Source organism: Pseudomonas sp. ICMP 8385 (assembly GCF_002699915.1).
Lineage (GTDB): Bacteria > Pseudomonadota > Gammaproteobacteria > Pseudomonadales > Pseudomonadaceae > Aquipseudomonas > Aquipseudomonas gessardii.
Window position 1 is genome coordinate 41,686 of record NZ_LKBY01000089.1, and the last position, 15,302, is coordinate 56,987.

A 15,302-nucleotide genomic window follows, 5' to 3' on the forward strand; every position below is an offset into this window, starting at 1 on the left:
ACGGGCAGTTCCCAAAGGAGCTGCCCGTTTTTTTGTGCCTGTGGTTCGGTGTTTACAGGTCGTCGTCTTTATCGAACCGTCGCGCCTCGCGCTGCAGTTGGTAGACAAAGCGCTCGACCTGGCGCTGCACCAGGCCGCTCATATTGTGGAAGCGCACACCGGCAAAGGTGGTGTTGATCCTTTCTTCAACGTGCAGGTAACGCAACTCCACCGCAGTGGTCATGCTGCCAAAGGGCAGGGCGGCGATAAAACGGTCGTAGACCTGGCCCAGTTGCAGGCGCTCGGAGATGTCCCCGTCAAAGCGCAGCTTGCAGCCGGTGGCGGAGATATCCAGCAACTGACCGCTGATAGGCGTCTTGAGTTTCTCGCCGCCCAATTCGATATTTACCAGTTGCGCCAGTTTCAAGGCTGCGCGAAAGGCATTGCGGCGCTGATGGTAGACCACTTCTTCAGGCAGGCTGCCTTTGTAGATACGGTGGCCGTCCTGTGTGCCGATTGTCAGGCTGCCATTACTGTCCCAGGCCACGCGCACGCCTTCGTGAAAGCCTTCGATGCGAAAGGCTTCGCCATTTTCCAGGTAGCGTTCACCGTCGGGCGGGATCATCTCGTCCAGGCTCAGGGTCTTGCTGTCCTTGTCGACCTCCACCAGGTAGCTCTGGAAGCGCTGGTTGCGTTCGTGAAAGGTGATGATCAGCGGGTCGTGGCTCTCTTGCAGCAGCCGCAGGGTGCTGGCAATTTCCAGAGGGGTGGTGAGGACCTTGGGTGGCTGCGGAGCATCTACCGCGCTAAGGGTGTTGAACACGGTTCTTCCATCTCCAGACAAAATACGACTACACGCAAGAACCGGCATTTTGCCAGTATGTGGCGCGCCTTGATAGGGCGCCCGATAAACCGGCGTCAGGCTTGGCTGAGGGTGCTGGGCTTGACCAGTCGCGAGGTGGAGCCCTGGGCGTTATACAGTGCTGGAGGTTCGCCGCCATGCAGGATGCGCAACTGGTTGGCGGTGGTAGCTTGCTGCAGTTGGATCGACTGGCCATTGAGCACATTGGCTTGCTGGCAGTTGATCAACAACTCATTGAGTGCTTTGCTCTGGGCCAGCAACTGGTCGCCGACCGACGAATGGCTGGCCAACTGTTCCAGGCCGCTGTGGTCAGCGGGCAGGCCCAGGCTGAGCAGGATCTGGCTGCGTTTCTGGCCGTGTTGTTCAAGCAGGATGATCAGCGATTGCTTGCGTGCCAGGATGTCTTCCAGCAGGCGCATGTCGCGACCGCACAGGGCCACGAATTCGTCTTGAAGCAGCTCCAGCAGGTGTTGCGCGGGAGCCAGGTCTTCAGTGATCAGTTGCAGCAGATTTTCGTCGTGCATGGCTGGCCTTGGGGTTTAAGCGTCCAAAAGCCCGGCGCAGGCCTGTGCCTAGCGCTCGGCTTTGATGATTTTGCCGGCTAAACGGTCGTTGTCGATCTGATAGCTGCCATCGGCAATCGCCTGTTTCAACTCGGCCACGCGGGCTTTATTGACAATCGGCTGATCGCGCAGCGAGTCAGTGATCTTCTGCAACTGTTGAGCCTCGTTGCTCAAATGGACCGATTCGCCACTTTGCGTCGAAACGGTTTGTTCTGCCTTGGCAGGCACTGCCGGTGCCTTGGCTTCAACGCTGTCCTTGGCCGCGTTGGTACGCGTGCTGCCGGGCGTTGCCTGGGCGTTATTCAATCGGCTGAAATCAATGACCATGTTAAAAAACCTCTGGGTATTTGGACGCTTGCCATGTTTTCGGCCATACCCGGACAAACTTTAGGCGCGATCGACAATAAACCTATGCCTCGCAATATCGTGCGCACAGTGTAGGAAAAGCCAGCGTCCCACGCCAGTAATCTATAACGCCACCTCCACTTGGCCAGGGGCCGTGACACGGGCCTTGATCACCCGCTTGGAGTTGAGGTTCTTGACGCGGATCTGTTCGCTCATCCCGCCATTGGCCAGGGCCTCCCCCGGCATTTTCACGTTCAGGCCGCCACTGCTGGCGGAGATCACCACCTGGTCGCCCTTGCGCACCACTTCTGCCTGTTCCAGGTGAACCAGGGTAATCACCTGGTCGCTGACCATTGGTCGGGTTAATTTCTGCCCAATGGCCTGGTCCACGGAGGTGAGGTAGCCCTGGCTGATCTGGCTGATGTCGCGTTCGCGCATGGCCACGTCTTCAAAACCGATGATGCCGGTGCGCTTGAGTGGGCGGGTAACGGTCACCACTTCGCGGAACAATCGCACCTGGGCCGGCACGAACACGGTCCAGGGCGAGCTGCCGTCGCAGCGTACGCGCACGGTCACGCGGCCAATGGGCTGGGCGGGGCTTTCCAGTGAGCCTGTCAATTCCTTGTCGCACATGGGCATGCGCAAACGCGGGTCCAATGGGTTGACTTGGATCTCATAACGCCCCGGTGTCTGTGTGGTTGCCAGATAATCTTCTACAGTGAACTCAAGAAAGCCTTGAGTGACGCCGATAAGCAGATCAGGCAAGGTGACATTGTCGGCACGGGCCTGGTGGCCTGCGCCCAAGGCAAGCAACGCCATCCAGGCACAGAGCGATCTGCGGTACTGGGGCGAGCCAAGGCGTCGGAAAACTGTCGTTTTGATGTTCATAGCCAATAAAAAGCAAGGCTCGTGCCGTTTTGTGTTGGGTGCGCGTCGTACCCGTAAGTTTTGTAGCGTAGGAGTCTGGGCATGGCAGGTGTAATGGATTCAGTGAACCAGCGCACGCAGCTGGTAGGGCAGAATCGCCTGGAGTTGTTGCTGTTTCGACTCGATGGCAAGCAGCTATATGGCATCAACGTCTTCAAGGTACGGGAGGTGCTGCAATGTCCCAAACTCACCATAATGCCCAAGTCCAACCCCGTGGTGTGTGGCGTGGCCAACATCCGTGGCTCGACGATTCCGATTCTTGACCTGGCGATGGCCACCGGTACTTCCGGCCTGCAGGACCGCGAGAGCCCGTTTGTGATCATCACCGAATACAACACCAAGACCCAGGGGTTCCTGGTGCGCTCGGTGGAACGTATCGTCAACATGAACTGGGAAGAGATCCATCCGCCACCCAAGGGCACCGGGCGCGATCACTACCTCACGGCAGTGACCCGGGTCGATAACCAGTTGGTGGAAATCATCGACGTCGAGAAGATCCTCGCGGAAGTAGCGCCGACGTCGGAACAGATTTCGGTGGGTGTGGTCGATGAGCAGACCCAGCAAAAAGCCCTGACCCTGCGGGTGCTGACGGTGGATGACTCGTCGGTGGCGCGCAAGCAGGTGTCCCGTTGCCTGCAGACGGTGGGCGTCGAAGTAGTGGCGCTCAATGATGGCCGCCAGGCGCTGGACTATCTGCGCAAGCTGGTGGACGAAGGCAAGAAGCCGGAAGAAGAATTCCTGATGATGATTTCCGACATCGAGATGCCGGAAATGGACGGTTACACGCTTACGGCCGAGATACGCAGCGATCCACGCATGCAAAAATTACATATAGTCCTGCATACTTCATTGTCCGGTGTATTCAATCAGGCGATGGTCAAGAAGGTCGGTGCCGATGACTTCCTGGCCAAATTCCGTCCTGATGACCTGGCATCCCGGGTAGTCGACCGGATCAAGTCTGCAGATCACGGCTAGGGGCTTTCTCCCTGGCGGTCACACGAGTTAAGAGGCGGTTGCATTGTCTACGGGTAATTTGGATTTTGAACAGTTCCGGGTATTCCTGGAAAAAGCCTGTGGCATATTGCTCGGTGAAAACAAGCAGTATCTGGTATCAAGCCGCCTCAACAAATTGATGGAGCAGCAGGGTATCAAGTCCCTGGGCGAGTTGGTGCAGCGTATCCAGGGCCAACCGCGCAGCGGGCTCAAGGAGATGGTGGTCGATGCCATGACCACCAACGAAACCTTATGGTTTCGCGATACCTACCCCTTTGAGGTGCTCAAGAGCAAGGTATTGCCCGAGGCCATCAAGGCCAGCCCCGGCCAGCGCTTGCGCATCTGGTCGGCGGCCTGTTCTTCGGGGCAGGAACCGTATTCGCTGTCGATGTCCATCGATGAGTTCGAGCGGACCAACATGGGCCAGCTGAAGGCAGGGGTGCAGATTGTTGCCACTGACTTGTCCGGCACCATGCTGACCAACTGCAAGACCGGCGAGTACGACAGCCTGGCCCTGGGCCGCGGCCTGTCCCAGGAACGCCTGCAGCGTTACTTCGACCCCAAGGGCGCCGGGCGCTGGGGGGTCAAGGCACCGATCAAGAGCCGGGTGGAGTTCCGTTCGTTCAACCTGCTGGACAGCTACGCCAGCCTGGGCAAGTTTGACATCGTGTTTTGTCGCAACGTTTTGATCTACTTCTCGGCTGAAGTGAAGAAGGACATCCTGTTGCGCATTCACGGTACGCTCAAGCGCGGTGGCTATCTGTTCCTCGGCGCGTCCGAGGCGCTGAACGGCTTGCCGGATCATTACCAGATGGTGCAGTGCAGCCCCGGCATTATCTACCAGGCCAAGTAACAACTCGCTCAAAATGTGGGAGCTGGCTTTTTTTGGGGGGCCCCCCCCCAAAAAAGCCAGCTCCCACACTTATTTTTGCCGACCCCGCTCTCAGCGCCCGCCGCAGTTCCCACTTTTTTGTGCCAAACCTTCTATAGCGGCAACTGCCCATTGCCGCTTTCCTGACGCTTCGCGGTAAAGCGTTGCCGCTTTTGCGCCATTGCCACCGGCAATATCTCCCTAACCCCTTGATTTATTGGGCCTGAAAAACCTGGCATGGCGCTTGCTATAACCCTGTTACAGAACAGCAGGTCAGCCCCTAAAGGTTTCCGCCATGAGCATCAGCTTCGATAAAGCGCTCGGTATCCACGAACAGGCCCTGGGCTTTCGCGCCCGACGTGCCGAAGTCCTGGCTAACAACATCGCCAACGCCGACACCCCGAACTACAAGGCTCGGGACCTGGACTTTGCCGCCGTGCTCGCCGCACAGAGCGACAAGACCCAGAACGGCTCCTTCGCCTTGAACATGACCAATAACCGTCATATCGAAGCGCAGGGCCTGGGCAGTGGCGATGAGTCGCTGATGTATCGCACGCCGATGCAGCCGTCGATCGACCAGAACACCGTCGACGCGCAGCTGGAGCAATCGAACTACGCCGAGAACTCGGTGAACTTCCAGGCCAGCTTCACCCTGCTCAACAGCAAATTCAAAGGGCTGATGGCAGCCCTGCGCGGAGAGTAAGCCATGTCTCTATCCAGTGTTTTCAATATTGCCGGTAGTGGCATGAGCGCCCAGACCACGCGTCTGAACACGGTCGCCAGTAACATCGCCAACGCCGAGACCGTGTCGTCGAGCATCGACCAGACCTACCGTGCGCGGCACCCGGTATTTGCCACCATGTTCCAGGGGGCCCAGGGCAGTGGCGGCGATTCGTTGTTCCAGGACCAGGATGCTGCCGGCCAGGGCGTCCAGGTGCTGGGGGTGGTCGAAGACCAGAGCAACCTCGAAGCGCGCTACGAACCCAACCATCCTGCCGCGAACGAAAAAGGGTACGTGTACTACCCCAACGTCAACGTGGTCGAAGAAATGGCTGACATGATTTCTGCCAGCCGCTCGTTCCAGACCAACGCGGAAATGATGAACACCGCCAAAGCCATGATGCAGAAGGTCCTGACCCTCGGTCAGTGATAAGGGGCGCTAAAGCATGTCCGTCACTAACGATGTGTCGAGTCAGTCGACAATCCAGAGTCTGTTCGACTCCAAGGTCAAGGATGCCAAGTCCACTCAGGGCAACCTGGCCGATACCGCCAAGGCGGCTTCGGGCAACCAGTCCCTGGGCAAGGATGCGTTCCTGCAATTGCTGGTTACCCAGCTGAAGAACCAGAACCCGCTGTCGCCCCAGGACAACGGCGCGTTCGTCGCGCAACTGGCGCAGTTCAGCAGCCTGGAAGGCATCAACACCCTGAACGACTCGGTGAACACCATCACCGGCAACTACAAGTCGTCGCAGGCGCTGCAAGCCTCGTCGCTGGTGGGGCGTTCGGTGATTATTGAAACCAACAAGGCCATGGTCGATACGAGCAAGAGCTTTACCGGCTCGGTCGCCGTGGGGTCGTCGGTGGGCAACGTCACCGTCAAGGTCACCGACAAGGACGGCAAGCTGGTCAAGACCATCGAACTGGGCGCCCAAAGCGCCGGCAAGGCGGACTTTATCTGGGACGGCAAGAACGAAGCGGGCGAGCCACTGGATTCTGGCTCTTACACCTTCGCGGCCAGTACCAAGAATGACGCCGGTGAGTCAGTGGCGTTGAAAACCTCGCTGCCCGCCACGGTCACCAGCGTGACCCTGAGTCAGACCGGCGGCGAAATGCTGCTCAATCTTTCTGGCGGCATGGGCAGTATCAAGCTGTCGCAAATTCAGACTATCGGTACATAGAGCCGGCTAAATACGGCAAGAGGAGAGAAACATGTCTTTTAATATCGGCCTTAGCGGCCTCTATGCGGCCAACAAACAACTGGACGTGACCGGCAACAACATCGCCAACGTCGCGACCACCGGCTTCAAGTCGTCCCGTGCCGAGTTCGCCGACATCTACGCGGCGTCGCGCCTGGGCACTGGCAACAAGACTATTGGTACAGGTGTGAACCTGGCCGCGGTCTCCCAGCAGTTTACCCAGGGTGAAGTCACCAGCAGCGGCGGTTTGCTGGATATGGCGATCCAGGGTGGTGGCTTCTTCGTGCAAAAAGGCAGCGACGGCTCGTTGGAATACACCCGTAGCGGCTCGTTCAAGCCGGACAAGGATGGCTACATCACCAACAACACCGGCACCTCGCGCCTGCAGGGCTATGCCGCCGATGAAGACGGCAAGATCAGCAAGAGCGGCCTGACCGACCTGCGTATCAACCTGTCCAACCTGCCGCCCAAGGCGTCGACCAAGGTTGATTCGAGCAGCAACCTGAACTCTTCCAAGTTGCCGATCGACCAGGTGACCAAGCCATTCAACCCGGGCGATACGTCGACGTTTACCGAACAATATGGCACCACCTTGTATGACACCCAGGGCAATGCCCACGAGATGGTGCAGTACATGGTGAAAACCGACTCCAATACCTGGAAGTCCTACACCCTGGTCGATGGGCACAACCCGGATGGCAGCTCGATCACGGCCTCGCCACCTGTTGCCTCGACCGTGACGTTTGATACCGCCGGCGCGCTGCAAGGGATCATCACTCCGCCGAGCAACGTGTCCAATACCACCCTGACCATCGACTGGAAACCGGGCGTGATGGAAAACGGCGTGTGGAACCCTGACAACGGCGCCGCCGGGGGCAAGATTGCGATCAACATGGGCAATATCACCCAGTACAACTCGGCCAGCTACCGTAACCCACCGATCACCGATGGCTACGCTACTGGCGAAATCACCGGGCTGAAAATCGACGGCAGTGGTGTACTGTTTGCTACCTTCAGCAACCAGCAAAGCAAGGCCATCGGCCAGGTTTCCCTGGCCAGCTTCAACAATGAGCAAGGCCTGCAGCCTGCCGGTGGCACCGCCTGGAAAGAAACCTTTGCTTCGGGCCAACCGGGCTATGACGCACCCGAGTCCGGTACCTTGGGTTCGCTGGTGGCCAACTCCCTGGAGAACTCCAACGTCAACCTGACCAATGAGCTGGTGGACCTGATCAAGGCCCAGAGCAACTACCAGGCGAACGCCAAGACCATCTCCACCCAGAGCACCATCATGCAGACCATCATTCAGATGACGTGATGCTGTTGGTCTGATCCCCAGGCGACAGAAAACCCCTCGGTCGAGGGGTTTTTTTTCGCCTTTTTTCGCGCTATCTGCCTGTTCATGCAATCACACATTTCTATTGGAACTGCCGACAACCTTCTTCTCACTCATTGAAACCAACAGGTTTTGATAAAAGGGGAAGGCCATGTGGGGTGTGTCGATATCGGGCCAAAAAAATCCTGTGTATTTCGAAAGTAGCAGGGGCATACCGCGTACTGAAGAAGCCCAAGACAACACGGCTACTGTTTTAAAGCTACTCAAGGAGCTGGAAGATGCTCAGAAAACTTCCAAGAACCAGACCGCCCAAGAGTTGCGTAACAGGCTTAATGATTTGCGCGAGAGATTGGGTGATGACAAGTTCAAGGAGATTATCGAGCAGCTAAAGAAAGATGCTCCTATCAGTTGGCTTGAGTTTTTGAAGAGGCTTTTTCCAGAACTGTTTGCAGATGACGTATCTACTGATGCTGGATCGCAGATAGGTAGCAGGGATGGAGGTGGTGTAGGAAACAGTGGCGGCGGCGGCGGCGGCGGCGGTGTAGGTGGCAGCGGTCGCTATGTGGGCGGGGGGCTAGGGGGCGGCATTGACGCCGGCGGGGGGTTGGGGCTCGGAGAGCGAGTCGGTAACTTGCCGGTTACGGAGGGAACCAATCAAACCAATTTCGAGCCAGGTAGCTACAAACCCGGTGAAATGCCGAAAGACCTCTTTTCTGGCGCCTATCAGGGGCAAACAGGCAATTGTGGTGCTATCTCAGCATGTAAGGCCATGATTGCGCAGTTCGGGCCAGCTGGTGTGTTTAAAGATATCCAGCGGGATTCGGCGGGCAATTATGATGTGACTCTTAAAGACGGTACTCATGTTCCGGTAACGCAGGCACAGTACCGTGAGTCAGCAGCAGGGGCTCAGCTAAAAGGGCAGGATCCGAAACTGCTCGGATTTATGAATCTGATGTTGGCCGTGAACAATGTTCAGGCAATGAATCAGCGTAACGATGGGATTTCGGGGAGGAGTTTTGGCGAAGCTATTAACAGCGTCAATGATGGGGAGTGGGCAATAGAGACTTATAGGCGGATGGGCTATGGAAATCTTATGGAGAGGGTCAGTCCTTCGGAATTGCTCAGGGGCAGAGTCGGCAGCCTGGACAACAATATACATTCGGTCGCTGTATTTAATGGTAGTGAGGATCGATGGGGTACGAAATACAGCAACGTGCGCACTGATCCCAATTTGATTGCCTGGGGCTTCAAGCGGGAATATGCGTAAGTTAAAAAAAGAGAGTTGGGTCGCTAAGTGTTCTGGAGGCTTGTACCCACCTGCTTAATCAAGCAAGAACAAGGAAAAAAAACCTCCCGTGAACCCCGTTGGAATTCAGGGTGTGCGGGAGGCTGGCTGTTTCAATTAAGCCTGGGTGGGCCTCAGCTTATTGGCAAGCCTCACAATCCGGCTCGTCAATCGCACAGGCCTTTGGCACTGGCGCCGGGCCGGCAGGCGCTGCAAGCACCGAATCATCACCGTGGTTGCCGCTGGACACAGCGTTCAGCTTGCCGGTGTTGATGGTCGACTTCTCGGTGCTGGTCGCGGCCAGGGCACGGAGGTAGTAGGTGGTTTTCAGGCCACGGTACCACGCCATGCGGTAGGTCACGTCCAGCTTCTTGCCCGAGGCGCCGGCGATGTACAGGTTCAGGGACTGGGCCTGGTCGATCCACTTCTGGCGACGGCTGGCGGCGTCAACGATCCACTTGGTGTCCACTTCAAACGCGGTCGCGTAGAGCTCCTTGAGTTCTTGCGGGATGCGCTCGATCTGCTGTACCGAACCGTCGTAGTACTTCAGGTCGTTGATCATCACCGAGTCCCACAGGCCGCGGGCTTTCAGGTCGCGGACCAGGTACGGGTTGATCACGGTGAATTCGCCCGACAGGTTCGATTTCACATACAGGTTCTGGTAGGTCGGTTCGATCGACTGCGACACGCCAGTGATGTTGGCGATGGTGGCGGTCGGTGCGATGGCCATGATGTTGGAGTTACGAATGCCTTTTTGCACACGGGCACGGACCGGCGCCCAGTCCAGGGATTCGTTGAGGTCAACGTCGATGTACTTCTGGCCACGCTGCTCGATCAGGATCTGTTGCGAGTCCAGCGGCAGGATGCCCTTGGACCACAGCGAACCCTGGAACGTCTCGTAGGCGCCGCGTTCGTCGGCCAGGTCGCAGGAAGCCTGGATCGCGTAGTAGCTGACCGCTTCCATGGACTTGTCGGCGAACTCGACCGCAGCGTCCGAACCGTAGGGAATGTGCTGCAGGTACAAGGCATCCTGGAAGCCCATGATCCCCAGGCCCACCGGACGGTGCTTGAAGTTGGAGTTCTGCGCCTGTGGCACCGAGTAGTAGTTGATGTCGATCACGTTATCGAGCATGCGTACGGCGGTGTTGACGGTGCGCTGCAGCTTGGCGGTGTCCAGCTTGCCGCCCACGATGTGGTTCGGCAGGTTGATCGAGCCCAGGTTGCAAACGGCGATCTCGTCCTTGTTGGTGTTCAAGGTGATCTCGGTGCACAGGTTCGAGCTGTGGACCACGCCCACGTGCTGCTGCGGGCTGCGCAGGTTGCACGGGTCCTTGAAGGTCAGCCATGGGTGGCCGGTTTCAAACAGCATCGACAGCATCTTGCGCCACAGGTCTTTGGCCTGGATGGTCTTGAACAGCTTGATCTTGCCTGGGTACTGGGACAGGGCTTCGTAGTACTCGTAGCGTTCTTCAAAGGCCTTGCCGGTCAGGTCGTGCAGGTCTGGCACTTCGGAGGGCGAGAACAGGGTCCACGGGCCGTCATCGAAGACGCGCTTCATGAACAGGTCTGGGATCCAGTTGGCGGTGTTCATGTCGTGGGTACGACGACGATCATCACCGGTGTTCTTGCGCAGCTCGATGAACTCTTCAATGTCCATGTGCCAGGTTTCCAGGTACGCACACACAGCGCCTTTGCGCTTGCCGCCCTGGTTGACCGCGACGGCGGTGTCGTTCACGACCTTGAGGAACGGCACGACGCCCTGGGACTTGCCGTTGGTGCCCTTGATGTACGAACCCAGTGCACGCACCGGGGTCCAGTCGTTGCCCAGGCCGCCGGCGAATTTGGACAGCATGGCGTTGTCGTGGATCGCGTGGTAGATACCCGACAGGTCATCCGGCACGGTGGTCAGGTAGCAGCTCGACAGCTGTGGACGCAGGGTGCCGGCGTTGAACAGGGTCGGGGTCGACGACATGTAGTCGAAGGACGACAACAGGTTGTAGAACTCGATCGCACGGTCTTCCTTGTGCTTCTCTTCGATCGCCAGGCCCATGGCCACGCGCATGAAGAACACTTGCGGCAGCTCGAAGCGGATCCCGTCCTTGTGGATGAAGTAACGGTCATACAGGGTTTGCAGGCCCAGGTAGGTGAACTGCTGGTCACGCTCGTGGTTGATCGCCTTGCCGAGTTTTTCCAGGTCGAAGGTGGCCAGGATCGGGTTCAGCAATTCAAATTCGATACCCTTGGCGATGTAGGCAGGCAGGGCCTTGGCGTACAGGTCGGCCATTTCGTGGTGGGTAGCGCTCTGGGCGACGTTCAGGAAGCCCAGGCCTTCGGCACGCAGGGTGTCCATCAACAGGCGGGCGGTGACGAACGAGTAGTTCGGCTCACGCTCGACCAGGGTACGGGCGGTCATCACCAGGGCGGTGTTGACGTCGGTCAGGGCCACGCCGTCGTACAGGTTCTTCAGGGTTTCACGCTGGATCAGGTCGCCATCGACTTCTTCCAGGCCTTCGCAGGCTTCGGTGATGATGGTGTTCAGGCGGCCCAGGTCCAGCGGCGCGAACGAACCATCAGCCAGGGTGATGCGGATCGATGGGTGGGCTTTCACGGCTTCGGCGGACGGCGCGTGTACAGCACGTTCCTTGGCGCGCGAGTCACGGTAGATCACGTAGTCGCGGGCCACTTTCTGCTCGCCGGCACGCATCAGGGCCAGTTCGACCTGGTCCTGGATTTCTTCGATGTGGATGGTGCCGCCCGAAGGCATGCGACGCTTGAAGGTCGCGGTGACTTGTTCGGTCAGGCGGGCAACGGTGTCGTGGATACGCGACGAAGCGGCAGCGGTGCCGCCTTCAACTGCAAGAAACGCTTTGGTGATGGCGACGGTGATTTTGTCATCGGTGTAAGGAACGACAGTGCCGTTACGCTTGATCACGCGCAATTGGCCGGGCGCGGTGGCGGACAGATCCATATTTGAATCAGCAGCCTGCGGCACGGAGCCTTGCGGGTTCTCGCGAGTTGTGTCGGTTTGCATGGGGGGTTGTCTCCACATTCTATATTTATTTGGGCACCATCACGGTGCCCACCGTTCCGTCCTGAAGCACTTACAACAGGCCTGGGCCTGGCATAACAACCTCGGGACAGGAGGAAGGGAGCTGTTCGCGCCGCTTCCATGCCGAAGTCTTCGGCGCCGAGCCTCACGCTCTTTGCCGTATTCCTGCTGGGTGTCGCTTGTATTGCAACACCCGTACCGCTTTCTCCCATTCGGGCTTGAAAACAGCAGCCATCCGCGTGCGCGGTTTGGGCTTTCGAAAAAGGTTTAAGTTCCACCAAACAGGAGCAAGAAAGCACTTGAGTTTCTTGTCTGATTTGTGTTTGGTCTTTTCGCTTCAAACCCTACATGTAGGGTTTTTTCGGCGACGGGCTACAAGATAATGCGTTTTGGGGGGCTTAGCAACGCACGACCTGTGGATAACGCTGTGGGTAAAATGTGTATGAAAGGTGGAACCGCCGTGTAGGCCGCAGTACTGCTGCATCGCACCGTTTGTCACCGAATATTCCAAGCTGAAAACACCCGGCTGGATTTTTGCGGGCGCGAACCCTATCACAAAAAAACGCGATCACCGAATGCATTTCCTGGCTTGTGTTTGAGGGCTGGGCCATGGATACAATCGGCCTTTTATTCCTACACGGTTATGCCCTTTGTGCATGACAAATTAGGTACGGCTGGCAAGGATCAAAATGTGGGAGCTGACAAGCCCACTCCCACATTTGAACCTGTGCAGTCCTGACAAAGCACTTATAAAAACGAGGACCACCCGTGGAGCAAGAAGCCTGGCAGGTATTGATTGTCGAGGATGACCAGCGTCTGGCTGAGTTGACCCGTGACTACCTGGAAAGCAACGGCCTGCGGGTCTCCATCGAAGGCGACGGCGCCTTGGCGGTGGCGCGGATCATTGCCGAGCAGCCGGACCTGGTGATCCTCGACCTGATGTTGCCCGGTGAAGACGGCCTGAGCATCTGCCGCAAGGTGCGCGAGCGCTACGACGGGGCGATCCTGATGCTCACCGCGCGCACCGACGACATGGACCAGGTCCTGGGTCTGGACATGGGCGCCGACGACTATGTGTGCAAACCGGTGCGCCCGCGCCTGTTGCTGGCACGGATCCAGGCCTTGTTGCGGCGCAGCGAAAGTACCGAGCCCGTGGCCCCGGAAAAACAGCGGCGCCTGCAATTCGGCCCGCTGGTGGTGGACAACGCCTTGCGCGAAGCCTGGCTGCACGGCGGTGGCATCGAGCTGACCAGCGCCGAATTCGACCTGTTGTGGCTGTTGGTGGCCAATGCCGGGCGCATCCTGTCCCGGGAAGAGATCTTCACCGCCCTGCGCGGCATCGGCTACGACGGCCAGGACCGTTCCATTGATGTGCGTATCTCGCGGATCCGCCCGAAAATCGGCGACGATCCCATCCATCCGCGCCTGATCAAGACCATTCGCAGCAAAGGCTACCTGTTCGTCCCCGAAGCCTGCGCCGATAGGCTGTCATGAACTCGATCTTCCTGCGCATCTATGGCGGCATGTGCGCGGCGCTGATCCTGGTGGCCCTGCTGGGCGTCCTGGCCCTGCACCTGCTCAATGAAGTGCGCAGCGGCCAGTATCGCGAGCGCCTGGCCCACGGCACGTTTGCCCTGATGGGCGACAACCTGCAACCGATGAGCAGCATCGAGCGCCAACGCGCCCTGGCGGTGTGGGAGCGTTTGCTGGGGATTCCCTTGCAACTGCAGGCGGTGGCGGATGCCCGCCTGGACCTGAGCCAACGCAACCGCCTGCAGCGCGGCCAGGTCTTGGTGGAGCAGACCGGGCCCCATGCGGCCCGGGTGTTGCGCCTGGTCAGTGAAAAAGAGCAACTGCTGCTCAGCGGCGAAGTGCAGCAGATCAGCGAGCAACTGGCCCGGGCCACCATTTATTTGCTGGCCGACGAACTGGTGCGGTTTCCGGTGGCCGAGCAGCCGCAACGGCTGGCCGACCTGAAAGAGGCCAAGGGTTTCGGCTTTGAAATGCACCTGCTGAAACTGGACGCCGCCGATATGGACGAAGACCAGCGGCGACGCGTGGCCGAAGGCGATACGGTGATGGCCCTGGGCAAGGGCGGCGACTCGATCCGCGTGTTTGCCGGTATGGTCGGTACGCCATGGGTCCTGGAAATCGGTCCGCTGTACCAGATGAACCCTTACCCGGCGCAATGGCTGGTGCTGATCGCCTTGATCGGTCTGACCCTGATCGGCCTGATCGTGTATTTACTGGTGCGCCAACTGGAGCGCCGCCTGCGCGGGCTGGAAGCGGCCGCCACGCGCATCGCCAAAGGCAACCTGGAAGCCCGGGTGCCGGCGCGCGGGGCCGACTCGGTAGGGCGCCTGGCGGCGGCCTTCAATGGCATGGCCGAGCACTTGCAGCGCTTGTTGGCGATCCAGCGCGAACTGGTGCGCGCGGTGTCCCATGAATTGCGCACGCCGGTGGCGCGCCTGCGGTTTGGCCTGGAGATGATCGGCGACGCCGCCACGCCCGAAGCCCGGCGTAAATACATGGAAGGCATGGACAGTGATATCCAGGACCTCGACGGCCTGGTGGATGAGATGCTCACCTATGCGCGACTGGAACAGGGCTCGCCGGCCCTGAGTTTCCAGCGGGTCGACCTGAGTGCCTTGCTCGACCAGGTGATTGGCGAGCTGGCGCCCTTGCGGCCGGGGATCAAGGTGGCGCGGGGCGTGTGCCTGTCATCGGCGCACCTGGACGCGGCCTGGGTCGATGCCGAACCACGCTACCTGCACCGTGCCCTGCAAAACCTGGTGAGCAATGCCATGCGCCATGCCCAGTCGCGGGTGCTGATCAGCTACCAGGTGGGCCAGGTGCGTTGCCGTATCGATGTCGAAGACGATGGCCCGGGCGTGCCGGAAAGTGCCTGGGAGCGCATCTTCACCCCCTTCCTGCGCCTGGATGACAGCCGCACCCGCGCCTCGGGCGGGCATGGCCTGGGCTTGTCGATTGTGCGACGGATTATCTACTGGCATGGCGGGCGGGCGTTGATCAGCAAGAGCAACAACCTGGGCGGCGCTTGCTTCAGCCTGAGTTGGCCGCGGGACCAGGACAAGACTTGAGACCGACATCGCAGGCAAGCCAGCACACATTTTGATGTGTGAACACCGTCAAATATGGGAGCTGGCTTGCCTGCGATA

At 58.8% G+C, this 15,302-nt stretch carries 14 protein-coding genes; 9 read left to right on the forward strand and 5 right to left on the reverse strand.

All coding sequences use genetic code 11. From position 1 onward, the window contains the following. Window positions 1-52: 52 nt before the first annotated feature. The 4 genes from AO268_RS08800 to flgA form a co-directional block, all read right to left on the reverse strand. Window positions 53-802 carry a flagellar brake protein gene (locus AO268_RS08800; protein WP_076962878.1) on the reverse strand — a complete coding sequence of 250 codons (750 nt, stop codon included), beginning with the start codon at window positions 800-802 and terminating at the stop codon, window positions 53-55. A gap of 95 nt (window positions 803-897) precedes the next feature. Next, window positions 898-1,365 (reverse strand): flagella synthesis protein FlgN, encoded by a 468-nt coding sequence (locus tag AO268_RS08805; RefSeq protein WP_076962877.1) that lies wholly within the window; start codon window positions 1,363-1,365, stop codon window positions 898-900. A gap of 48 nt (window positions 1,366-1,413) precedes the next feature. Beyond that, window positions 1,414-1,731 carry a flagellar biosynthesis anti-sigma factor FlgM gene (gene flgM / locus AO268_RS08810; protein WP_076962876.1) on the reverse strand — a complete coding sequence of 106 codons (318 nt, stop codon included), beginning with the start codon at window positions 1,729-1,731 and terminating at the stop codon, window positions 1,414-1,416. A 141-nt stretch (window positions 1,732-1,872) separates the two neighbouring features. Next, complete coding sequence (gene flgA / locus AO268_RS08815; protein WP_076962875.1) at window positions 1,873-2,637, reverse strand: flagellar basal body P-ring formation chaperone FlgA; 765 nt, start codon at window positions 2,635-2,637, stop codon at window positions 1,873-1,875. 81 nt (window positions 2,638-2,718) lie between these two features. Between flgA and AO268_RS08820 the strand changes: the two genes are divergently transcribed. From AO268_RS08820 to AO268_RS32680, 7 genes are all read left to right on the forward strand, one after another. After that, window positions 2,719-3,651 (forward strand): chemotaxis protein CheV, encoded by a 933-nt coding sequence (locus AO268_RS08820; protein WP_099168455.1) that lies wholly within the window; start codon window positions 2,719-2,721, stop codon window positions 3,649-3,651. Between the two features lie 43 nt (window positions 3,652-3,694). Then, window positions 3,695-4,522 carry a protein-glutamate O-methyltransferase CheR gene (gene cheR / locus AO268_RS08825; protein WP_076962873.1) on the forward strand — a complete coding sequence of 276 codons (828 nt, stop codon included), beginning with the start codon at window positions 3,695-3,697 and terminating at the stop codon, window positions 4,520-4,522. A 313-nt stretch (window positions 4,523-4,835) separates the two neighbouring features. After that, complete coding sequence (flgB, locus tag AO268_RS08830) at window positions 4,836-5,243, forward strand: flagellar basal body rod protein FlgB (protein WP_099168456.1); 408 nt, start codon at window positions 4,836-4,838, stop codon at window positions 5,241-5,243. A 3-nt stretch (window positions 5,244-5,246) separates the two neighbouring features. After that, the gene (gene flgC / locus AO268_RS08835) at window positions 5,247-5,690 is read left to right on the forward strand and encodes a flagellar basal body rod protein FlgC (RefSeq protein ID WP_076962870.1); all 444 of its coding nucleotides are present in this window, start codon (window positions 5,247-5,249) and stop codon (window positions 5,688-5,690) included. A gap of 16 nt (window positions 5,691-5,706) precedes the next feature. Then, on the forward strand, window positions 5,707-6,438 hold the full coding sequence (gene flgD, locus AO268_RS08840) for a flagellar hook assembly protein FlgD (RefSeq protein ID WP_076962869.1): 732 nt from the start codon (window positions 5,707-5,709) through the stop codon (window positions 6,436-6,438). 31 nt (window positions 6,439-6,469) lie between these two features. After that, on the forward strand, window positions 6,470-7,771 hold the full coding sequence (gene flgE, locus AO268_RS08845; RefSeq protein ID WP_076962868.1) for a flagellar hook protein FlgE: 1,302 nt from the start codon (window positions 6,470-6,472) through the stop codon (window positions 7,769-7,771). A 169-nt stretch (window positions 7,772-7,940) separates the two neighbouring features. Further along, complete coding sequence (locus tag AO268_RS32680) at window positions 7,941-9,056, forward strand: hypothetical protein (protein WP_169901616.1); 1,116 nt, start codon at window positions 7,941-7,943, stop codon at window positions 9,054-9,056. 157 nt (window positions 9,057-9,213) lie between these two features. On the opposite strand, the gene AO268_RS08855 is transcribed toward AO268_RS32680, so the two are convergent. After that, window positions 9,214-12,105, reverse strand: coding sequence for a ribonucleoside-diphosphate reductase subunit alpha (locus AO268_RS08855; protein ID WP_076964184.1), 2,892 nt, complete (start codon window positions 12,103-12,105; stop codon window positions 9,214-9,216). A 786-nt stretch (window positions 12,106-12,891) separates the two neighbouring features. Here AO268_RS08855 and AO268_RS08860 point away from each other — a divergent pair. Beyond that, a complete protein-coding gene (locus AO268_RS08860) occupies window positions 12,892-13,617 on the forward strand; it encodes a response regulator (protein ID WP_099168458.1) in 726 nt (241 codons plus the stop codon). Further along, window positions 13,614-15,224, forward strand: coding sequence for an ATP-binding protein (locus AO268_RS08865; protein WP_076964182.1), 1,611 nt, complete (start codon window positions 13,614-13,616; stop codon window positions 15,222-15,224). Before AO268_RS08860 ends, AO268_RS08865 begins: the two co-directional genes overlap by 4 nt. Window positions 15,225-15,302 lie beyond the last annotated feature (78 nt).